This window comes from Enterobacter cloacae complex sp. P1B (genome assembly GCF_014982345.1).
Taxonomy (GTDB): Bacteria; Pseudomonadota; Gammaproteobacteria; order Enterobacterales; family Enterobacteriaceae; genus Enterobacter; species Enterobacter bugandensis.
Window position 1 is genome coordinate 360,807 of sequence record NZ_JADCLF010000006.1, and the last position, 21,749, is coordinate 382,555.

General features: G+C 49.3%; 19 protein-coding genes, 1 tRNA gene and 4 pseudogenes. 13 read left to right on the forward strand and 11 right to left on the reverse strand.

Annotation, left to right across the window (positions count from 1 at the left end):
- Positions 1 to 33: 33 nt before the first annotated feature.
- Positions 34 to 540 (reverse strand): G/U mismatch-specific DNA glycosylase, encoded by a 507-nt coding sequence (mug, locus tag INF77_RS06385; RefSeq protein WP_048998545.1) that lies wholly within the window; start codon positions 538 to 540, stop codon positions 34 to 36.
- Between the two features lie 124 nt (positions 541 to 664).
- Between mug and INF77_RS06390 the strand changes: the two genes are divergently transcribed.
- A tRNA-Ile gene (locus INF77_RS06390) sits at positions 665 to 740 on the forward strand.
- Positions 741 to 819: 79 nt separating this feature from the next.
- Entirely contained in the window at positions 820 to 1,467 is a 648-nt protein-coding gene (locus INF77_RS06395; protein WP_063155318.1) for a hypothetical protein, read from the forward strand.
- 21 nt (positions 1,468 to 1,488) lie between these two features.
- Here INF77_RS06395 and INF77_RS06400 read toward each other — a convergent pair whose 3' ends face one another.
- From INF77_RS06400 to INF77_RS06405, 3 genes and pseudogenes are all read right to left on the reverse strand, one after another.
- A complete protein-coding gene (locus tag INF77_RS06400) occupies positions 1,489 to 1,707 on the reverse strand; it encodes a DNA-binding transcriptional regulator (RefSeq protein ID WP_063155317.1) in 219 nt (72 codons plus the stop codon).
- A gap of 76 nt (positions 1,708 to 1,783) precedes the next feature.
- Positions 1,784 to 1,909 (reverse strand): annotated as a pseudogene (locus INF77_RS23195) (late control protein); the annotation flags it as partial.
- A 17-nt stretch (positions 1,910 to 1,926) separates the two neighbouring features.
- Positions 1,927 to 2,193, reverse strand: a pseudogene (locus INF77_RS06405) (transposase); the annotation flags it as partial.
- A gap of 297 nt (positions 2,194 to 2,490) precedes the next feature.
- On the opposite strand from INF77_RS06405, the gene INF77_RS06410 reads away from it, so the two are divergent.
- From INF77_RS06410 to INF77_RS06415, 3 genes are all read left to right on the forward strand, one after another.
- On the forward strand, positions 2,491 to 3,420 hold the full coding sequence (locus INF77_RS06410) for a toll/interleukin-1 receptor domain-containing protein (protein ID WP_063155316.1): 930 nt from the start codon (positions 2,491 to 2,493) through the stop codon (positions 3,418 to 3,420).
- Between the two features lie 66 nt (positions 3,421 to 3,486).
- Complete coding sequence (locus tag INF77_RS23200) at positions 3,487 to 3,714, forward strand: hypothetical protein (protein WP_227413920.1); 228 nt, start codon at positions 3,487 to 3,489, stop codon at positions 3,712 to 3,714.
- Positions 3,715 to 3,801: 87 nt separating this feature from the next.
- The gene (locus INF77_RS06415; RefSeq protein WP_227413921.1) at positions 3,802 to 4,356 is read left to right on the forward strand and encodes a serine protease; all 555 of its coding nucleotides are present in this window, start codon (positions 3,802 to 3,804) and stop codon (positions 4,354 to 4,356) included.
- A 211-nt stretch (positions 4,357 to 4,567) separates the two neighbouring features.
- Here INF77_RS06415 and INF77_RS06420 read toward each other — a convergent pair.
- The 3 genes and pseudogenes from INF77_RS06420 to INF77_RS06430 form a co-directional block, all read right to left on the reverse strand.
- Positions 4,568 to 4,825 (reverse strand): annotated as a pseudogene (locus tag INF77_RS06420) (phage tail protein); the annotation flags it as partial.
- On the reverse strand, positions 4,788 to 5,015 hold the full coding sequence (gene lysC, locus INF77_RS06425) for an Rz1-like lysis system protein LysC (protein ID WP_237764636.1): 228 nt from the start codon (positions 5,013 to 5,015) through the stop codon (positions 4,788 to 4,790). The pseudogene INF77_RS06420 and the gene lysC, both read right to left, overlap by 38 nt.
- Positions 4,930 to 5,280 (reverse strand): hypothetical protein, encoded by a 351-nt coding sequence (locus tag INF77_RS06430; RefSeq protein ID WP_063155315.1) that lies wholly within the window; start codon positions 5,278 to 5,280, stop codon positions 4,930 to 4,932. Before INF77_RS06430 ends, lysC begins: the two co-directional genes overlap by 86 nt.
- A 20-nt stretch (positions 5,281 to 5,300) precedes the next feature.
- Here INF77_RS06430 and INF77_RS06435 point away from each other — a divergent pair.
- Positions 5,301 to 6,284, forward strand: a pseudogene (locus INF77_RS06435) (tyrosine-type recombinase/integrase).
- 10 nt (positions 6,285 to 6,294) lie between these two features.
- Here INF77_RS06435 and INF77_RS06440 read toward each other — a convergent pair.
- Entirely contained in the window at positions 6,295 to 7,758 is a 1,464-nt protein-coding gene (locus INF77_RS06440) for a hypothetical protein (protein ID WP_136431118.1), read from the reverse strand.
- Between the two features lie 610 nt (positions 7,759 to 8,368).
- Here INF77_RS06440 and INF77_RS06445 point away from each other — a divergent pair.
- Positions 8,369 to 9,538, forward strand: a complete 1,170-nt coding sequence (locus INF77_RS06445) for a DNA repair protein (RefSeq protein WP_041908017.1) — start codon at positions 8,369 to 8,371, stop codon at positions 9,536 to 9,538.
- Here the strand turns inward: INF77_RS06445 and INF77_RS06450 are convergent, their stop codons facing one another.
- On the reverse strand, positions 9,539 to 10,303 hold the full coding sequence (locus tag INF77_RS06450; RefSeq protein WP_048958934.1) for a siderophore-interacting protein: 765 nt from the start codon (positions 10,301 to 10,303) through the stop codon (positions 9,539 to 9,541). It abuts the gene before it with no gap.
- A 147-nt stretch (positions 10,304 to 10,450) separates the two neighbouring features.
- Between INF77_RS06450 and INF77_RS06455 the strand changes: the two genes are divergently transcribed.
- Positions 10,451 to 10,945 carry a PadR family transcriptional regulator gene (locus INF77_RS06455; RefSeq protein WP_063155313.1) on the forward strand — a complete coding sequence of 165 codons (495 nt, stop codon included), beginning with the start codon at positions 10,451 to 10,453 and terminating at the stop codon, positions 10,943 to 10,945.
- On the opposite strand, the gene INF77_RS06460 is transcribed toward INF77_RS06455, so the two are convergent.
- Positions 10,942 to 12,501: a methyl-accepting chemotaxis protein gene (locus INF77_RS06460; RefSeq protein ID WP_028014479.1), complete on the reverse strand. Its 1,560-nt coding sequence runs from the start codon at positions 12,499 to 12,501 to the stop codon at positions 10,942 to 10,944. The genes INF77_RS06455 and INF77_RS06460 overlap by 4 nt on opposite strands.
- Before the next feature lie 336 nt (positions 12,502 to 12,837).
- A complete protein-coding gene (locus tag INF77_RS06465) occupies positions 12,838 to 14,358 on the reverse strand; it encodes a PAS domain-containing methyl-accepting chemotaxis protein (RefSeq protein WP_193532102.1) in 1,521 nt (506 codons plus the stop codon).
- 435 nt (positions 14,359 to 14,793) lie between these two features.
- Here INF77_RS06465 and ygjG point away from each other — a divergent pair, with 435 nt between their 5' ends.
- The 5 genes from ygjG to INF77_RS06490 all read left to right on the forward strand — a co-directional run bounded on the left by ygjG (position 14,794) and on the right by INF77_RS06490 (position 21,746).
- Positions 14,794 to 16,173, forward strand: coding sequence for a putrescine aminotransferase (gene ygjG, locus INF77_RS06470; RefSeq protein WP_063155311.1), 1,380 nt, complete (start codon positions 14,794 to 14,796; stop codon positions 16,171 to 16,173).
- Between the two features lie 484 nt (positions 16,174 to 16,657).
- Positions 16,658 to 17,200 carry a fimbrial protein BcfA gene (locus INF77_RS06475; RefSeq protein WP_028014482.1) on the forward strand — a complete coding sequence of 181 codons (543 nt, stop codon included), beginning with the start codon at positions 16,658 to 16,660 and terminating at the stop codon, positions 17,198 to 17,200.
- A 153-nt stretch (positions 17,201 to 17,353) separates the two neighbouring features.
- Positions 17,354 to 18,061, forward strand: a complete 708-nt coding sequence (locus INF77_RS06480) for a fimbria/pilus periplasmic chaperone (RefSeq protein WP_028014483.1) — start codon at positions 17,354 to 17,356, stop codon at positions 18,059 to 18,061.
- Between the two features lie 49 nt (positions 18,062 to 18,110).
- On the forward strand, positions 18,111 to 20,729 hold the full coding sequence (locus INF77_RS06485; RefSeq protein WP_193532103.1) for a fimbrial biogenesis usher protein: 2,619 nt from the start codon (positions 18,111 to 18,113) through the stop codon (positions 20,727 to 20,729).
- A complete protein-coding gene (locus INF77_RS06490; protein WP_047367092.1) occupies positions 20,730 to 21,746 on the forward strand; it encodes a fimbrial protein in 1,017 nt (338 codons plus the stop codon).
- The last annotated feature ends 3 nt before the right edge of the window (positions 21,747 to 21,749 follow it).

Here is a 21,749-nt window from a genome sequence, read left to right on the forward strand (position 1 = left end):
GACCAGGGTGAGGACATCAGGCCGCAGAGGCTCCTAAAGCCCCCGCACCATCAGCGCCTCATCCAGCTCCCGATACGCCTCTACCAGCTTATCCAGCGTTGCCCTGTTGAGCCCGCTCGGATTCGGCAACACCCACACCTGCGTAACGCCGATGGTGATGTTCTGCTTACCCCACTTAGCCCCGCGCTGGCTAAACGCCTGCTCGTAGGCCTGCTTACCGAGGATCGCCAGCGCGGCGGGCTGATAGTCTTCAATCTTCTTTACCAGTTCCCGCCCGCCGCTGCGCAGCTCATGCAGGTTGACCTCGCTTGCCTGTACCGTCGGCCTCTCGACCAACATGGTAATTCCGCAGCCCGTGTCCAGCAGGTGCTGCTCCTCTTCCGGCTTGAGTAACCTGTCGGTAAACCCGGCCTGATAGATCACCTTCCAGAAGCGATTGCCCGGATGGGCGAAGTGAAAGCCGGTGTGCGCCGAGGACTTTCCTGGATTGATTCCGCAAAACACCACCCGCAGGCCAGGGGCCAGAATGTCGTTGATCATCTTTACTCCCGCTGATACGTCGTAATGGAAGTATAAAGGATTGATAATGCGTTGTTTATAAAAACAGCAGGCAGGTGTGAATGGCTGGATTGCTGCGGGGAGTTACTTTATAATTCACCGCCACGGCCCCTTAGCTCAGTGGTTAGAGCAGGCGACTCATAATCGCTTGGTCGCTGGTTCAAGTCCAGCAGGGGCCACCAAATTTTAGCTATAGAATCATATAATTAAGTCACTCGCAAGAGTGGCTTTTTTGTTTTCTAATTCTGGAGTAGCAATAAAATGGCGGTAGGTATTGCAGCGCAGTGTGATTGGTTCAACCTTTTGACTAACGGTTCACTCATTCCTTTGTCCGCATTAGTTGCGATTTGTCTTTTCATTATAAGAGAATTGTTGGATTGTTATCGTAAGTCACAATCCAAGAAAAATGAGATCAGGGCTCTAAAAAAGATTTTTGCTAGAGAGTGTCAACTCGCCTGGAGTGTATGTGTAACAATTAAAGAACTATGTGAGCAGTTTGCGCCCTACGAAGCACGTCCTATGAACGAGTGTCCGCTCAACTTCAGCATCACGAGAACGACAGCTGGTAAAACGCGTTATGCCGTCAAAGAAAATGATAATTTGAGTTCAGGAGGAGTTCTTAACAAGCCATCTGTAGAAACTTTCAAAAAACACCTCTACGATATCCTGAAACTTGATTCTTCCTTCTATAAAGAGGCAAACTCAGCCTTTTCAGCTGTGATAGAGCTGCAACATTTTTACGAATCTTTAGTCGATAATGATGATACTGCTCAGCTATTGGGACTTAATAGCGTAATGTATGGCTTTTCAGGGTATGCCATTGAAGAAATCGTGTGGATTGAAAGAGATATTAAGGGGCTCTATCAATACTGTACTGATGAAGAACTGACTGAAGGCCTTTTACGTTAAAACCCGCCGAAGCGGGTTTTATCAGAGCCACAATGACCGCTGACCACCAATAGTCGGGTGAGGTGGGGCTGGAGTTATAGTTCCGGGTGTAACAATAAAACGCTCTACCGACTCCATCGTCACAAACGTACAACTGCAATTTATATTTTTGCATTGATGGTAGCGCTCTTTGGTATTCTCACTTAGATATCTACTGGTTCGAGCATGCGCCCCGTGCTGGCATTTCGGACATAGAAAAATTATTACGCTCTCAATTCACAATTTGTGAATAAATGATACGCCACATCTCACAAACTGAGAATGGTTTATATTTATTCACCTCTTCGGTAAAATACCCCACATCCGAAACCTTAAGCTCTAAGCCCGTCGTGTAGCTGTTTCCGTTAAGGTTATGCACCACCCGGCTGATTATCCAAGTCTGTTCGTCTATAACGCGCTTAAAGTCTAAATAGACCCGTTTTAGTTCCAAGAGTTTTTTGAGATCCTGGCCAGATAATGGTGCTGTCGGTATTCCTCCGGTGTCATATTGTTCAGCGATTCATGCGGGCGTTCACAGTAGTATTCTGATAACCATTTATCTGTGATTTCCTGCACCCCATTCAGCGTTCTGAGCAGATAAAAATCGAGTATTTCTGTAAGGTATATCCGGTTAAAAAGCTCAATGAAAGCGTTCTGCGTTGGCTTACCCGGCTGGATAAACTCCAATTTTACTGCATGTTTATCTGCTCATTCAGCCAGTTAAGGTTGCGGATCGCGCAAGCGATATCCTTCAGAGAAGTTAGATTGTTCATGGAGGGCAGGATGCCGTCGGGGTAGAGATAGGGCAATAAAGCGGGGTTTTATGAAGGATGAAACAACAATCATACCCTAAGTTTTAACCAACGAATTTGGCGAACTCAGTTTGACAAAAGTGGTGACTAGAATGGTAAGTTGTGATGAGGTTACTAGCATGACCTACGCTATTGATTCTAAATTCAATTAGACTTACATTAAAGTTATCTGAGTAGAAACAAGGGACGTAAAATGAATGGTCTGCAAAAAATAGAATTATTAGAAGAAATCGGCACAAAATTACAATCACGGATGACATTTTCGGATATTGATATTTATTTCCGCGGACATGGAGTACCAACTCAGGATAATTACCCAAATAATAGCAAAAGATCCTATGCAAAAGATATGCTGGCTAATGCAAATGAAAATCTATTATTGGTCATTGCGAGCGAATTGGGGCTTCTGGAGCAAGTAAATGATCATGAAACAAAGGATGTCGAAGTTAGTTTTTGGCAGCCAGGCTATTTCAGGTTGTTTTTAAGTCATTTAGCTTCATTCAAAGTTCAAACCTCACACCTCCAGTCCGCATTACGAAAGTTTGCAATATCAAGTTTTGTAGCACATGAAGATATTGAGCCAACTAAAGAATGGCAAAATGAAATTGAAGCTGGCCTTAAAACCATGGATGCTTTAGTGGCAATTTTAATGCCTGGATTCCCTGAGAGCAAGTGGTGTGATCAAGAGGTTGGAGTTGCAGTGGGGCGTGATATTTTAATAATACCTGTTCGCAGAGGACTTGACCCATACGGTTTCATTGGAAAATATCAAGGCATTCAGGCTCAGGGAAAGAAAACGGGAGAAGTTGCAGAAGCTATCTTCAACACCCTTGTGAAATCACCTAAGACGAGGAATAAAATCCTTCTCGCCCTCTCTGGTTCACTCTCAAATGCAATCACAGTAAAGGATGCAATCGAGAAAATAGAAATTTTCAATTCTCTTACATTGGTACCTCCTGACATTTTGGAAAGTCTTAAACAACAAATCATAAAGAATAAAAGACTAGTCGATTCAAAAGAACTCCTAAATAAGTTAAATTTAATGTTAGAAAAATTCAATGTTGAAAAACTTAAAACAGGAAATATCGAACAAGAAACTCATTGGGACGACATTCCTTTTTAACAAAACCTTATCGAATCACATTTTTGATATTATATAGCAAATAAAAAACTCCAGCGAGGATTAAATATGAGTTCAATGGATTATGATTCCTACATGAAAAAATTAATGGCCGAATCTGGGGTCAAAAGCACATTGGAAATATTGACGATGAAATCTCTGTTTATCGAAATGTTCTTCGATGAACAAAAACTTAGCTCGGGAACCGCTTTTTTAGCAGCAAATGATACGACTTCCCATTGTGCCTTGATAACTAACAGGCATAACGTTACAGGCAGAAATCAAGAAACAGATTAATGCCTTAGCAGGCTAGGCGCCATTCCTAATAACATTGTTATCCATTTTCATAAAAAAGGTTCAATAGGAGAATGGCATAAAGTTAACTTGCCATTATATAGAGAGAATGGCGAACCATATTGGATAGAAGATCCACTTCATGGAAAAAAGGCAGATGTAATAGCTTTAAATCTAAATTGGGGAAGTGATGTAAACAAATTACCTTACTACATGAAAACCACCTTAGACCGAGACAACTTATATGTTGGCCCGTCTGACACTGTAAGTGTGATAGGGTTTCCTTTTGGGATAAGTAGTTCTGGGAAATTCCCTGTATGGGCTACGGGTTTTATGGCTCAAGAATTACTTCTGATAACAAAGGAAAATCCAGTTTTTTTAATTGATTGCAGAGCAAGGCAAGGTCAATCAGGTTCACCTGTAGTTGCATATCGGTCAGGCGGATTTAGAAAAATCGATGGGGATAAAATAACCTCGATTCTATCCGCCGCACCGAAATGGGAGTTTTTAGGGATTTACAGCGGGCGAATTAATAACGAATCAGATTTAGGGAGGGTATGGCATGCATCTGTTATTGAGAGGATTTTAAATGCAGCAGAAAAAGACTTTCAAGATAGAATGACCAAATCAAAAGAAAAGAATTAAACCCATTTCATAGACCTACGAGCCTTTATCACAGAAAATGATTAAGGCTTCTATTCCTGAAAGCATTTCCACCACACAAATTATCAAAAAAAACCAACACCTTTTAAATTAACCCGGCACCTCTTCAAGGCCAATCCATTATATCTAACGTGCAATTTAGTATTTTTAATATCTCAATTGGAATATTTCATAATTACCTCCTCAATAAGCTGCGGCCGTCATCGAACGTGCAGATATCCGGCTGATTTTCCCTGAGCCATACGGCCACCGGCACTAAAATCAAGTCAGGGTCGCCCACGCAGTCACACACGAGCACATTCAGGATGTAAATTTTCTCATGCGACAGCGAGGCCGTGAGCCGCGCATCGATATTCCCCTCATCGGCAAAGATGCGCATCATTTCGGGATTTGTTTCAAGCTGCGGGACGGCTTTAATCAGCGCTTCGCTCAGGCTGCGTGCTTTCTTCATCGAGTACCTGACAGTCTTTGACGGTTTCAACCTGCAGCGCGCAGGCGGCGAGCGCGTGCTCAAGCCTGCGAATATCGGCGCTGAGGTCGTTATTAGTGGCTGGGTCACTTGTCGGCATCGGGCAATAGCTCACCTTCGGGCAGGCGCTGTAAACAATGACCGGCGCGGGTGTGCAGCCTGCGCACAACATCAGGCAGCTCAGCGCTATACCAGCGGCGTAACGTTTCATTCCAATTTATCAGCCTCGTAATGGTTTCTTCACTCCGCACGACCATCGCACCAGCGGCCAGCAGTTCGCCGCATAAACTGACCTGCGCGGTTTCATTTCGCTTGGCAATTCCCTGCGAAACGGAAAGCTGATTTTTCAGTATCCCGATCACGTTTTCCTGTTCACCTGCGATCTTGTTTGCCCGTTCAAAAGAACGCGTCAGGTTCCCACGTTGAATGAGAAGCAGACCAGCGCGTCGTAAACGTACTGCGGCATTTTAACCGGCGCGCATACCCAAACGGTGCAAAAGGCAAACGTATCAGAAAGAAATTCGCTACAAAGGGCGAGGCTCTGGCGTTTGAACAGTACACCGTTCAAAACCCGTGGCTGAAGAAAAGTAAGACAGGCGCACGTTAAAAGAACTCGTTGATTCATGGTATAGGGCTCATGGTATTACATTGAAAGACGGCTTGAAGTGCCAGCTAACCATGCACCATGCTTTTGAGTGTATGGGCGAACCACTTGCACGCGATTTCGATGCCCAGATGTTTTCCCGCTACCGAGAAAAACGGTTAAAAGGTGAATACGTCCGTTCAAACAGAGTGAAAGACGTTTCGCCTCGCACGCTTAATCTTGAACTGGCCTACTTCCGGTCTGTATTCAATGAGCTAAACCGCCTCGGAGAATGGAAGGGTGAAAACCCACTGAAAAACATGCGCCCATTCCGCATATAAGAAATGGAAATGGCCTGGCTAACTCACTACCAGATATCGCTACTGCCAGGAGAGTGTAAACGGCATGACTACCCTGATTTAGAAACTGTGGTAAGAATTTGTCTCGCCACTGGCGCACGGTGGTCTGAGACCGAGAGCCTGAGAAAAAGCCAGCTTGCGAAATACAAAATCACATACATCAACACGAAAGGCAAAAAAAAACCGCACCGTTCCAATTAGCAAAGAGCTCTATGAGTCTCTGCCTGATGATAAAAAAGGGAAATTGTTTAGTGATTATTATGGCGCGTTCCGGTCTGCGCAGGAAAGAACAGACATCGAATTACCGGCAGGGCAACTTCCCCATGTTTTACGCCACACCTTCGCCAGTCACTTTATGATGAATGGAGGTAATATTCTGGTCTTGCAGCGCGTGCTCGGTCATACCGACATCAAAATGACAATGCGTTACGCACATTTCGCACCAGACCATCTGGAGGATGCTGTGAGGCTAAACCCACTGAACAACAACAGAGATTAGCTCCATTAAGTCATTTGCCGAGCATCTCTCTTAAATCTTGAGCCCAATGCGTATCGTCAGATTTGATCGTTCCTTCAACATCAGTAAGCAGTTTTTGCTCAAGAATTGTCTCGGCATTTCGACTCTGGCTAAAGTATCTTACTGTTTCGGCAAAGTCCCAATTCTCATCTGCAAGCAGGCGCGGCTGGAAAGAATGACAGTAGATTGCAGCTATATCTTTACCCATAAAGTTAAAATCAGAAATCAATTCGCAAATTTTCATATCACGTGCAAATTCGACCTCAGGGCCATGCAAGGTTTCATATCCAATATGAATTATTGTTGATTCTCCAATCGGTGCCTGCTTTACAGCCTGAACAAGTACCCTTTTTATATCTTTTGCTTTTTTATCGACAGACTCATCAGCGAGACAAATCCATTTTGCGCAGAAAGGCATTTCTATCTCATCAATGAATACGTTTATTGTACTAAGTTCATCATTGCTAAAAGTGCATAACTTGGCGTTGCAAACCATTGTATAACTTCCAAACGGGTCATACTGGTCATCTAATAAGGAATTTAACTGAGGAGAAGGATATTTCACATGCCACTTTCTTAAATGATTATCCACCCGTTCCATATCAATTAAGTTAGCCTGGACCAAAATAACATCGCTCTCACATACTGCAACCTTACCTTTCACAAGATGATCAGAGCCGTAAATTTTTGCTACAGCACCGAGAAGCACATCGATACGTGTTTGTACTATTTCAGTTTTAAAAATCACATCAAAAAAAACTGGCTTATGGTATCGAGTAATCAATGGTCGAGCCATTTCCCACCGCTTCAACCACTCCGCCCTTTCTTCTTCTGAATACTGAGTCACCTTTGCTAATCGCTTGCACTCAACATAAAAAATATCAGCGCCTTTAACAACTTTGAGGTCTGGTGTTTTATGAGCACCTGTTTCTGGAATGAACTCAACTTGCCAGCCATTTTTCAAATAGCAGATAGCCACAATCAACTCAAACAAAATGGAATCAGGTTGATTAATTGTCTTAACAAGCAAGTCATTTAATTTGGATTCAATACCTTTGACCTGCTTCAACTTTTCGCTATGTTCACCGATAACTGCGAAAAAATGCCAAATTCTTGACGATTGAGCTGGCTCATCTACTGTTGGGCGATCAGCCAAAGATTCAACTAAGTACAAATACCATGCAATCCAGTCATCATAGAATGCCAGCCGTGCATCTTTCTCATGGAAAGAAACGTCAGATTTTCCTGTGAAAAGGCGCTCCGACATTTCGCGGAAGTAAGCCAAAACAGCCCCACGACGCTCAACCCATTTATCTTCACCCATTACATCAATAAACCAACGGTATGCTGTTTTTATCTCTTTGACTAATGGTGCATCATGTCTATGATTGAAGCGTTCAAAAAATGCAGCATACTCATCTTCAACATTTTGATTTTTAATATTTTTTTCACCCACCGTGATTCCACCTAGCTTATGCGGTTTATGCATTCAAGATTAACTAACTTGCATGTTATCATTTTTGATATCAGGCAAGTGTTAGTCACGCTATAAAGGCTAGGTTGTCGCTTAAAGGCAATTTGATAAGTGGCGATAAAGTGGCGGTAGAAATAGCTGATAATGTCTAATCACTGGCAAACGCTGGCAATTTATGTCAATAATAAATAACGCAAACTATTGATTTTCTATTGTTCAGGTAGGAACTCATAATCGCTTGGTCGCTGGTTCAAGTCCAGCAGGGGCCACCAAATTTTAGTTTTAGAATCATATGATTAAGCCACTCTAGCGAGTGGCTTTTTTGTTGGCTGAATAACGGGTACCATCTTGTTGTCCCCTGAGTTTTCCCCCAAGCATTCGCCAGGCTGTATCCCTCCTTTGATTTTGCTGCCCCCTATGCAAGCACATACGGAATCAATCACACGTAGCCCGGCCTGCAGCTCACCCTCACAAACTGCAAATCTAAAGAAATCCCCCATCGCGCCGATCATCATCCGTGTGTATTATTTCCTGTAGCTTTTACAACAACTACCCTTAACTCAAATACTTAAGCGCCAAAGCGAAAGGCATCATGAGCACACCGATCAAACGGCTAGAAATCATTAAAAATGCCATTGAACTGGAAGATGACGACATCATCCAGAGCCAGCTGACACGCCTGAAAAATGAAGCGTTTGACGATGAGCTACAGGCAATCGTCGTGGCGCTTGAGGAAAAGAACTATACCTCGGCCATGGCGGCCATAACCGCCTGGCTGCAGGGCCAACGCGCCGTGACCCAGTGGCGTGACCCACAGGTAGCCGCCAGCAAGCTGGAGCTGAAGGCGCTGGAAGAGCGTCTGCGCGATCTGATTGACCGCCGCAACGCGCGCGTGCAGCAGCTTGATGAGTTCAACGATCTCTATTTCTCCCGCCTCGGACCGCTGATGCAGCAGATCCTCGCCCTGCGTAAAACGCTGGCGGAGCTGAACCTGCGTCGTCAGCAGGCGGAGGCACGTCGTCGCGAGGAGGATTACCGCCGCTGTCAGCGCTATATGGCGCAGGCGGTGGAGGTGCTGGCGACGCTTACCCAGCGCTGGCGCGATCTCCCGGCTGACTCCGTCCAGGCCGCTCAGGCGCGTAAGCATCTGGAGCAGCAAAGCAATCTGATTGCCAACCTGCTGGCCGAAGCGCTCGAACTGGAAAGCGGCTTAACGCGCGAAGAAGAGCCCGCGCGTCAGGCGCGCGACGAGGCCAACGAAGAGTACGAGAAGTATCGCGAACAGCATCACGATGCCGAAGTGCGGCTGCGCAAGGGCAAACATCTCTCGGAAGAAGATCAGAACGAACTCAAGCGCCTCTGGCGGCAGGCGAGCAAGCTCTGCCATCCGGATTTAGTCGCAGACGATCTGAAAGAGGAAGCCAACGCGATGATGGTGCAGCTCAACCAGGCCAAACAGCGCGGCGACGTCAAAACCATTCGCTCGCTGGTGGCCCGCCTGCAGCAGGGGTTCGAGCCATTGATGGCGAGCGACAGGCTGAACGATCTGGAGCGTATCCGCAAAAAAATGGCGCAGGTCCGCGAGCAAATCGACACCTTAGTGAACGAGCTGGCGGAGCTGGAAAAAGAGGAGTCCTGGCTGCTGGTATCGTCGCTGAGCAATATGGAAGCGTACTTTGCTCAGCAGGAGAAAGCGCTAAAAGAGGTATGCGCCTCGCTCGAACACCAGGTTAACGAAGCGCAGATGGATTCGGCAGCCTGATTATTTAGCGTGCCAGTATGCGCTGGCACGCACCAGATGCTGGTCAATCGCGTTGGTTTCAAACTGGCGGCTCAGGCTTTTTACCACCTTCCCTTCTCCGGTCAGCCAGATAAAGTAATCCTCCGCCGGCACGGCCAGCGCCGCCAGACGGTCAGCCACTGCCTGCTCGCTGTGGCCCACCACCCAGGTGATGTTGAAATCACTCAGGTGCGCCAGATAGTCCTTATAAGATTCGTCACCTACGGTCACCACCGCGTGAATCTCCGGACAAACCGGCAGTTTAGCAATGCTCTCTAAACGTCGACGCAGCGCCGGCATGCCGGACTCGTCGCACACGTACAGCTGCCAGGCGTAATCCTCCGGCACTACCAGCGAACCGCGCGGGCCGCCGATCGTCAACCTGTCGCCCACCTTCGCCTCGACTGCCCAGCCGCTGGCAATCCCGCCGTCATGAATGAAGAAATCGAGCGCCAGTTCATGATTTGCCTCATCGTACAGCGGCGTATAGTCGCGCGCCTGTGGACGTACGCCGTCGCCCCAGTCGATGCCTTCATCGGTGACCTTCGGCGGGACAAACGTGGTGCCAGGTGCAGGGAAAAAGACTTTGGTGTGGTCGTCGAAGCCGCGGGAGCTAAAGCCCTCCAGCGCCTCGCCGCCTAAAACAATGCGCTGAAAGCCTGCGCTAACGCGTTCAACGCGGCGCACCGTCAACTCGCGAAAGCGCAGGTCATTACGCACGCGCTGTGGGTAACGGGTAGATGCCATTTTTAGCCTCTTCTCTGGTAAATACGATATATCGGAATTGATTTTTAAATGATAATGATTACTAATCAGTAAAAAAGCAAGATTTTTTAGATTGCATCTGAATATATCTTAGATATAGTTTAGATATATCAAATTAAGAGACACAACATGCGACATGAACACGACGGCGGCGGACGCCGACCGCGCTTTTTCGGCCACGGCGACCTGCGACTGGTGATTCTGGATATCCTGACCCGCAGCGCCAGCCACGGCTATGAGCTGATTAAAGAGATCGAGAACCTGACCCAGGGGAACTACACGCCGAGCCCCGGTGTGATCTACCCGACGCTGGAATATCTGCAGGATCAAACCTTTATCACCATTACGGAAGAAGAGAGCGGTCGTAAGAAGATTGCGATTACCGCTGAAGGACAGCGCTGGCTGGACGAAAACCTGGAACAGCTGGAACAGATCCAGGTGCGTATTAAGGCGCGCAGCGTCGGCTTTGAGCTGCGCAAAAACCCGCAGATGAAGCGGGCGCTGGATAATTTTAAAGCGGTGTTAGACCTGAAGGTAAATCAGGGGGAGCTCAGCGACGCGCAGCTCAAGCAGATTATCGGCATAATCGACCGCGCGGCGCTGGAGATCTCCCAGCTGGATTAAGCCGGCGCGTGCTCGCTCACTCGAAATACGCGTACCAGCTCTTTCAGGTGCATCGCCTGCTCGTTAAGGGATGCCGCCGCCGCGACGGACTCCTCCACCAGCGCAGAGTTCTGCTGGGTGGTGGCATCAATCAGGCCAATCGCGCTGTTGATCTGCGAGATCCCCTCCGTCTGCTCGTGGCTGGCCTGGCGGATCTCGCGCAGGATCGTGTCCATCTCCTCCACGTTGCCGACCATGCCGTTGATCAACGCGCTCGCTTTTTCCACCAAATTCATCCCATCCTGGGTCTGGCTGGTGGAGCTCTCGATCAGCTCGCGAATTTCACTGGCAGACGACGCGCTCTTCTGGGCAAGCTGGCGAACCTCACCGGCAACCACCGCGAAGCCGCGGCCGTGCTCGCCCGCACGCGCCGCTTCCACCGCCGCGTTCAGCGCCAGAATGTTGGTCTGGAACGCAATAGCGTCGATCAGGTCGATAATGTCGGACATCCGGTTCGACGTCTCGTTAATCAGGCGCATTTTGCTGGTCACCTGCTTCATCATCTCCCCGTTGTTTTTGACCACCGTGGCGGCATCTGCCGAAAGATTAGTCGCTTCCCCGGTGTGCGAGGCAGTGTTTTTCACCGTCGCGGTGATCTGCTCCATCGAGGCGGCGGTCTGCTCAACGGAACTTGCCTGCTCCTCGGTGCGCGCGGCAAGATCCTGGTTACCAGCGACAATCTGCGCGGCTGCGCTGGAGATATTCTCCGAGCCCGTTTGCACCTGCTGCACAATATCCAGCAGGCGGTTTTTCATCTCCATCAGCGCGTGCAGCAATAGGCCCGTTTCGTCTTTGCCGTGCGGCGTGATGCTGCCCGTCAGGTCGCCCTCTGAAATGGCATTGGCAAAATTCACCGCCTCGCCGAGTGGGCGGGTAATAGCGCGCACGATAAACCAGCCAATCAGGCTGCCAGCGGCGACGCTAAAGAGGGTGATCAGGATCAGCAGCAGTCGGCTAGACCTGAAGTCTCCTTCCACCTGCGCCCCCGCGCTCTGCATCTCATGGTTCTGAATCGCAATCAGCTCCTGCACTTTAGCTTTATAGGCCTGCTGCACGGTGAGGGTATGGGTCATCATCTCCTGGATAGCACCCGCACGGTCATTATTCTGCACCGCCTGCAAAATGCGATAGCGCGAGTCCAGATACTGCTGACGAACGTCGCGGATCTCGGCAAGGACCTGCTGCGATTTCGGGTCCTGCAACACCGTATTCAGCTCGCCCAAAATCACCGTGATATGCTCGCTGATCTCTTTAAGATGCTGCTGCGACTGTGCCGTGTACGTTCCCTGTTCATCCAGCAGCATGAGCTGCTGAGTGCTAATAAATTCCTGGAAGTTGTCGATTAACTGGTTCGCTTTTACCGTGGTGGGATAATCATGGGTAATGATGGATTGCATCCCGTTGTTAGCCCGGTTCAGGCTCAGTAAGGACATACTGGCGCTGATCACCATCAGGACAATAAAGAATCCAAACGCCAGAAATAATTTCGTGCCGATCTTTACGTCATGTAAGAACATATTTACTCCATCGATGTGATTATTTCTCAGACGATCGCTGTTATCGGTAACGAATCCGCTAACTTTATGACTTTGATCGTTTTTTTATTTCATAACCATCACAATGGATAGGTAGAGACTATTAATTCCGCCCCATCGATCGTTACCAGACCACCAGAACAGGGTTTTGCAAAATAGCATCGGGGAAAACTGACTTAGGCAGGGATAAATAACTGAGACACTTTCTTTAGTTATTTAATATCTCATTAACAATAAAAAACATTAATAGTCACAACCACAAATAAAAAAGCCGTTTATTCCTTACGGTATAAACGACTTTTCCGGAACATTACTGGCTCAATGGAGCACCGTCACCGCATCCTTAAGACGCCCGGCGCGGTGTTTCACCATGGCAGAGATGTGCGCGCTCTCCTCGACCAGGTCGGCATTTTTTTGCGTAATGCTGTCCAGTTCCGCCACCGCGCGGGTTAGCTCTGACAACCCGGTCGCCTGTTCGGACGTCGAGTGGCTGATCTGCGCGATGAGCTGCGTGACGTTTTTCACCTGCTCGACAATGTCATCCATCGTGCGGCCTGCGGCGTGCACCTGCTCCGAGCCGGACTGTACCCTGCTGGCGCTGGCATCAATCAGCTTGCGGATATCGTTAGCCGCATTCGCGCTGCGGCTGGCAAGGTGGCGAACTTCCCCCGCGACCACGGCAAAGCCTTTCCCCTGCTCGCCGGCTCTTGCCGCTTCAACGGCCGCATTCAGCGCCAGGATATTGGTCTGGAAAGCGATGTCGTTAATCAGGGAGGTAATCGAGCCGATGCGCTGCGTGCTATCGGCGATGTCATCCATCGTTTTCACCACGGTCTGCATCGCGTTGCCGCCTTTCGTCGCCGCGCTGCTCGCGGCGACGGAGAGTTTGTCCACTTCGGCGGCGGTTTCTGAGTTGCTCTGAACGGAAGCGGCCATCTGGTTCATCGTTGCGACGGTCTGCTGCACGTTCGCCACGGTCTGACGCGTACGATCGTTCAGCGCTTCGTTCCCCTGCGCCAGCCTGTCGCTGCCGTCACGGACGCTCATCACCTGGCTTGAGACGTCATTGATGAGCCAGCGGCACATCAGCCCCAGCTGTCCTACCGCGCGCAGGGTCAGCCCCAGCTCGTCGCTGCGGTTCAGATGCTGCACGCTGTTGCGCTCGCCGGTCGCCACCTTCAGCGCCTGATGCGCGACGTTTTCGATCGGGCGGACTATTTGCTGCTCAAACAGCAGCGTTCCCAGCAGCGTTATCACGGCGGCCGCTGCGAGCGGCACCCAGCCTGCGGAGGTGGTCACCAGGGTAGCGGCAAGCGCGGCAAAGAGCGCCGCCATCACGCTGCGTACGCGCCAGCGTAGCGGCATGGAAGGAAGTTTACCCAACCAGCCCTTGCGCACCACCAGTCCTTTATGGATGCGTTTTTTACAGCTCCCGTCATTCAGCGCCCGGTAGAGCGGCTCTACGGCAGCGATCTCTTTCTCCGTGGCTTTGGTGCGGATCGACATATACCCCGTCACCTGCCCATTCCGCACCATCGGTACCGCATTCGCGCGCACCCAGTAATGATCGCCATTTTTACGCCGGTTTTTGACAATGCCGCTCCACGGCTCACCCTGCTGCAGGGTGTACCACATATCGGCAAACGCCGCTTTTGGCATGTCGGGATGGCGCACCAGATTGTGCGGCTGGCCCATCAGCTCATCAAGCTGATAGCCGCTCACCTGCACAAAGGTGTCGTTTGCATGGGTCATATAGCTGTGGACGTCGGTGGTCGACATTAAGGTGGTGTCATCGTCCAGAGGATAATTATTCTGGGTGACAAAGGAAGGAGAAGACATGACGGGCATTCCTTGCAGGTTATTCGAATGTTAATTTTGTGGTTTATTGTTTTTTCGGCGGTAAACAATTTATCTTTAGTTGTTAAACTTGATGGAGATCGCAGATTTCACTTAAACCGCACTTTTTGTGAGATTTTATAATTCATTGATTCCAAATACTTTCGTAAAGAAATTACCTATAAAGCATGACCTGTTAACGCCCACTTAAGCCGCAAGCCATGCACTCCTTTAGTGCAATTGCCTTTTTGTGCACCTGAGAATGCGGGTTGCCCTGTCCCCCTAAATCCCGTTTCGATTGCTCCGGCATGATTAAATATTGCGCAACATAATTTTAACCTGGCGTTTATCCCGATTTTCGTTAAGTCATCTGAAGTGGCGTAATCCCTGCAATACTTAACTCAGTATCATGTGATACGCGATCCCCGGGAGCATATTTTGAACAGGTTACCTTCCAGCGCCTCGGCTCTTGCCTGTACCGCGCACGCACTGAATCTCATTGAGAAGCGAACGCTCGATCATGAGGAGATGAAACAACTTAACCGAGAGGTCATTGATTACTTTAAAGAGCATGTGAATCCTGGTTTTCTGGAGTATCGCAAATCTGTTACCGCCGGCGGGGATTACGGAGCCGTAGAGTGGCAAGCGGGAAGTCTCAACACGCTTGTCGACACCCAGGGACAGGAATTTATAGATTGCCTGGGTGGTTTCGGTATCTTTAACGTGGGGCACCGTAATCCAGTAGTGGTTTCCGCCGTACAGAATCAACTTGCGAAACAACCTCTCCATAGTCAGGAACTGCTCGACCCGCTTCGCGCCATGCTCGCGAAAACGCTGGCGGCCTTAACGCCCGGCAAGCTGAAATACAGCTTCTTCAGCAACAGCGGCACCGAGTCGGTCGAGGCGGCGATCAAGCTCGCCAAGGCGTACCAGTCGCCACGCGGGAAATTCACCTTTATCGCCACCAGCGGCGCGTTCCACGGGAAATCCCTGGGGGCACTGTCTGCGACCGCCAAATCCACCTTCCGCAAACCGTTTATGCCGCTGCTGCCGGGCTTCCGCCACGTGCCGTTCGGCGACATTAACGCCATGCGCACCGTGCTGAGCGAATGCCGTAAAACCGGCGATGACGTGGCGGCGGTGATCCTCGAGCCGATTCAGGGTGAAGGCGGCGTGATTTTGCCTCCACAGGGCTACCTGCCCGCCGTGCGTCAGCTGTGCGATGAGTTTGGCGCGCTGCTGATCCTCGACGAAGTGCAGACCGGGATGGGGCGCACCGGCAGGATGTTTGCCTGCGAGCACGAGAACGTTCAGCCGGACATACTGTGTCTTGCGAAGGCGCTCGGCGGCGGCGTGATGCCGATTGGTGCGACGGTTGCCACCGAGGAGGTGTTCTCGGTGCTGTTCGACAATCCGTTCCTGCACACCACCACCTTTGGCGGTAACCCGCTGGCCTGTGCGGCGGCGCTGGCCACCATCAACGTGCTGCTGGAGCAAAACCTGCCTGCGCAGGCGGAGCAGAAAGGCGACATGCTGCTGGACGGCTTCCGCCAGCTGGGGCGTGAGTACCCGGATCTGGTGCAGGAGGCGCGCGGCAAAGGGATGCTGATGGCAATCGAGTTTGTCGACAATGAAATCGGCTACAGCTTCGCGAGCGAGATGTTCCGCCAGCGGGTGCTGGTAGCCGGCACGCTCAACAACTCGAAAACCATCCGCATTGAGCCACCGCTGACGCTGACCATTGATCAATGTGAGCAGGTGCTGAAGGCGGCGCGCAAGGCGCTGGCAGCGCTGCGGGTAAGAGTAGAAGAAGTATGATTTAATCCCTCCTCTTATGGAGGAGGGAGTTATATCCACTCTAATTTCATTTCAATTTGTAATTAAACATGGCATATTGAAAATTACTCTTACATTGCCCTAAAGAACAATTCCCGTTTTAAATTAATATTTAATTTTAATAAAAGGATAGCGTTCAATAACAATGCAGAAATATCACTCTCGGCGATTGCACCTTACTAAATCAGGCTAAATAGCGCATCAAACATACCCTCCCATTCTAAAAACTAATAAATTTTTAATTAAAACCCATTTAAGAATTTCTAAGCAAAAATCAACCAGCAATAGATTGATATAATATGCCTCGCCTCATAAAATACGCTTTCGGAACATCACGAGAATGTGCAAAACACAGCGTACTGTATGATTCTGTATATTCATGATTTTTAATCTGAATAGTCTTGTATTAAGTCACCTTTAATTTTGTTTCAACTTGACAGAAAACTGTTTATTTAAAAGGATTTGTATGAAAAAGCATGTTTTAGCAATGGTTGTTGCTGCATCTATGGCAAGCGGCGTGATGATGAACGCACAGGCAGACACCACCACAGTAAGCGGCGGTACCGTTAATTTCGTCGGTCAGGTTGTTAACGCTGCCTGTTCAGTTGCTGCCGATTCTGTTGACCAGACCGTTATCCTGAGCCAGGTTCGTACCGTGAAGCTGACTCAAAGCGGAATGCTGGCGAATCAGAAAGAAGATTTCAACATTAAACTGGAAGATTGCGACACCACTGTCAGCCAGAACGCAGCGGTTATTTTCAACGCGCAGCAGGATGCAACTCAGCCGGGCGCTATGGCGAATACCGCAGGTGCAGGTTCCGCACAGAACGTGGCTCTGCAGCTGTTTGGACCGGACGGTAAAAACCTGGATCTGGGTACCACCTCTTCTGCAATCGGCCTGATCAACGGTGAAAACATTATCCCACTGAGCGTTGACTACATCGCTACAGGCGCAGCAACACCAGGTAACGTAGCATCTACCGCTACCTTCCAGATGGTTTATTCCTAATCGAATTAGGATGCTGTCATCCCTCCTTCGTACGCCTGTACGAAGGAGGGATTTTTAATATAACTGACCGTTTTATATAGATTAAATACATAGGCTTAAACGGCATGTTTTATTCTATGTATTTGATTATGTATTCAATGAAGTGATATATAAATGAAACGAATTAATACTGTATCTTTGATAACGAAGCTGATTACGCATTCTTTTTTATTCGCAGCTACGGTGCTGACTACGGCTCACGCTGGGGGGATAGGCCTGGGCGCAACGCGTATTATTTACCCTCAGGGTGATAAACAGATTTCGTTACCTATTACGAACTCGTCTCAAAGCAATGCTTTCCTGGTGCAATCGTGGGTTGCGAACGCCGATCAATCGAAGTCCACAGACTTTATTGTTACGCCTCCACTTTTTGTTATGCATCCTAAAAAAGAAAACACCATCAGGATTATGTACGCTGGCCCAGATTTGCCGAAAGACAGAGAAAGCGTTTTTTATTTCAACAGCAAAGCTATCCCGGCCGTGGATAAAAGTAAGTTGCAGGGAAATACATTGCAGATTGCGACGCAGAGCGTCATTAAGCTTTTTATTCGCCCAAAAAAATTGCCTACCCCGTCAATTGACGCGCCAAAGGCGCTGCGCTGCACGGTCAGTAACGGCAAGTTGACCATCAAAAACGCGTCGCCTTATTACGTGTCGCTGGTGCAATTCAAAGCGGGAAACGCAAAGTTAACCAATAACATGGTTCCGCCAATGAACAGCCTGGTCGTTGATCTACCTGCCGGTAGCGGGAGCCAGGTGACGTTCCAGACCGTTAACGATTTCGGTGCTACCACCCCTGTTCAGACATGCCCTGGAGCATAATTTTCCCGGAAAAATACCGAACATAGCGCGTTGAAGCAGGCAGAGAAAAATGAAGTTTCGCAAGTATCAGACAAGGATAGTCAATCATCGTTTGGCCCCTCTCACGCTGGCCATGCTCGGCGCATTCGCATCCGTTAATGCGGATGCGGGCTATTATTTCAACCCTGCCTTTCTTTCAAGCGATCCTGCGGCGGTTGCTGATTTATCACGTTTTAGTAATGCTGGTCAGGCGCCAGGGGTCTATCGCGTGGACGTATGGCTGAATGACAATTTTTTAGCCACGCGCGACGTCACGTTTAACGTGCGCAAAAATTCAACACCTACGGATGACGATACGGGGCTGACGCCCTGCCTCTCGCGTAAGTCACTTGATGCGATGGGGGTAAATGTCGATGTCTTACCCGGTCTTAAGGACGAAAAAGCGGGCAACTGTGTCGATTTGCCGGCAGCCATTCCCGCTGCCACCACATTTTTTGATTTTGAACACCAGCGCCTGAATATCAGTATTCCGCAAGCGGCGCTGCGTAATAACGCGCGCGGGTACATTCCCCCTGAGCAATGGGACGAAGGCATTAACGCCCTGTTGCTGAATTATGACTTTTCGGGTTCGCATAGTCACAATAGCGGTGATTACGGTTCGACGACAGACAACTATTTTCTGGGACTTAACAGTGGATTAAACCTGGGGCCGTGGCGGCTGCGGGATTTCTCTACATGGAGCTACAACAGCAGCGGCTCAGAGACCTACACCAACTGGGAACACATTAAAACCTATGTTGAACGTGCCGTTATCCCGCTAAAAAGCAAGCTAACAATCGGCGAGAACTATACCACTTCGGATGTCTTCGACAGCCTGCCATTCCGCGGGGTGCAGATCAATTCTGATGACAACATGCTGCCTGATAGTATGAAAGGTTTTGCGCCAACCATTCATGGGATCGCTAAATCCAACGCCCAGGTCACCATCAAACAAAACGGTTACACCATTTATCAAAGCTATGTGCCGCCCGGGGCGTTTGCCATTAACGATCTGTACCCCACCTCCTCCAGCGGTGACCTGAATGTAGAGGTCAAAGAATCTGACGGAACGATCAGCAGCTACTCTGTGCCCTATTCCGCGGTTCCGGTTTTGCAGCGTGAAGGCACCGTAAAATATGCCGCCACCGCGGCCCGCTATCGCAGTAACAGCGATCAGCAGGAGGACACAAACTTTGTCCAGGGAACGCTTATCTGGGGGTTACCAAAAGGATTTACCGTCTACGGTGGTACGCAGCTGACGGAAAAATACTCTGCCTTTGCGTTGGGTACCGGGATGAACCTGGGGAATTTTGGCGCCGTATCGGCCGATCTCACCTCCGCACAAAGCGAACTGAGCGACGGTAGCTCACATAACGGGCAGTCAATACGTTTCTTATATGCAAAATCGTTGAACGGCATGGGCACCAATTTCCAGCTGTTAGGCTATCGCTATTCCACATCCGGTTTTTATACCCTGGATGAAACCACCTATAAGCAAATGAAAGGTTATGTCGGCCAGGACGATCCCAACGACCACACCGACGACAATCAGCCCGTGTGGACCGATTATTACAATTTGTACTACACCAAACGCGGCAAGCTGCAGGCCAATATTTCCCAACAGCTGGGCACTGCCGGGTCGATTTTCCTCAACGGCAGCCAGCAAACGTACTGGCATACCGATGAAAAAAATACGCTTATTCAGCTGGGTTATAGCGGAACGGTTGCGGGCGTAACCTATAACCTGACCTACAACTACAATAAATCCCCTGGCATGAGTGAAAGCGATCGTATTTATTCTTTAACGCTCTCCTTCCCGCTCAATCTGTGGCTTCATCCAGGTGGAGATGTGACCAAACGTTTAAACAGCATTTACGCCACATACGGCATGAGCACCGATAACGACGGCAGGGTCAATAATACTGCCGGCATCAACGGAACACTGCTTGAAGACAATAACCTCAGCTACAGCGTTCAGCAGGGGTATCAGAACCAACACACTGGCGCCAGCGGAAGCATCAGCACGGAATATGATAGCGCCTACGGTAATGCGAGCCTGGGGTACAACTACAGTAACAATGGCGATTATCAACAGATCAACTACGGCCTCAGCGGCGGTATCGTCGCGCATCGCAACGGCATCACCTTAAGCCAGCCGTTGGGGGATACCAATGTCCTGATCGCCGCGCCTGGCGCAAGCAACGTGAAGGTCGAAGACGGCCCAGGGATCCACACCGACTGGCGTGGTTATGCGGTTGTGCCGTATGCCAGCGCATACCACCGTAACCGCATGGCGCTGAACACCAACTCGCTCAGCGACGATCTGGACATTGACGAGGCTGTAACCCACGTTGTTCCAACCCAGGGCGCCCTGGTTCGCGCCACCTTTAAGGCGCGCTCCGGAACGCGCGCGATGATTGCACTCATGCATAACGGGCGCCCTGTGCCCTTTGGCGCGGTTGTTACGCGCAGCGATGAAGGTGGGGACACCATCGTAGGCGATAACGGCGAAGCGTATCTGTCTGGGCTGGGCGAGACAGGGAGTCTGACAGCGCAATGGGGCGACACAGATGATAAAAAATGTGTTGCCGTTTACAAGCTAAGTGAAACAAAGCAGTCCCTCGTGCGTTTAAAAGCGGAGTGCCGATAAGTGAAAGTACGCATTATTTTTTTATTACTCAGCCTTACGGCTTCTACGCAAAGTCTGGCAGCGGTCTGCCATAACTTTGATCACAGCATTACGAATGTGAATTACGATCTGACGGCCACGCTGACAAAAGAACAAAACCAGCTGGGGCAGGCAGTTGAACTGGTTAAATCACAGGATGTGGGCGTAAACGCCATATGTGACTATCATCCTGATGGCGATTCCCGTACCTATCGCTCATACAGGAATACCTACCCGGTGATTTTCACGGAAGACCAGTGGCAGTATATGAATCTTGACCCGATCTATATTGCAGGGGCGATGCGGATAACCGATTCCGAAATTGGTGAATATTTTCCGCCTGGAGACTATATCCATATGGGTAAAGATTACAGGGTGGATAAAGAGGATATGAACATACCTTTCCCGGTATATGACTCCAACCTGGTATTCCGGTTAAAAATTATCAAACCTTTTATCGGCACGGTCATTATCCCCAGTAAAGTGATGTTTAATGTTTATATCACCACCGAAAATACCGACCCGTTGAATGATATTGTTTATCAAATAACATACAGCGGCGCGGTCACGGTGCCGCAAAACTGCATCATTAATGCGGGACAAATCATTACGGTTGACCTGGGAAAACTCAACAGTTCTTCATTCACGAAAGCGGGTGAGAAACCTTCTAATGCGCCGGTAAAAACCTTTAATGTTCCCATCGAGTGTAATGCGGACGTGATTTCGCCTGCGCATCTTACGCTTCGACTGGTCGCCAACGCAGACAGCAACGTCGGCCAGGCGATCGCTACGGATAATAAAGATGTCGGCGTGGTGGTAACCAACGAAAATGGCACCGTCATGATACCTAACGACGCCTCCAGCACCGCTGATTTTATTACTGATAGTTCGGGCCATGCTGATGTCACGTTAAAAACCTACCCCATCAGCACGACAGGGAAGGCCCCGGCAGAAGGTCTGTTTACTGCGTTGGCCTGTTTACGTATCGATTTTGCGTAAAGG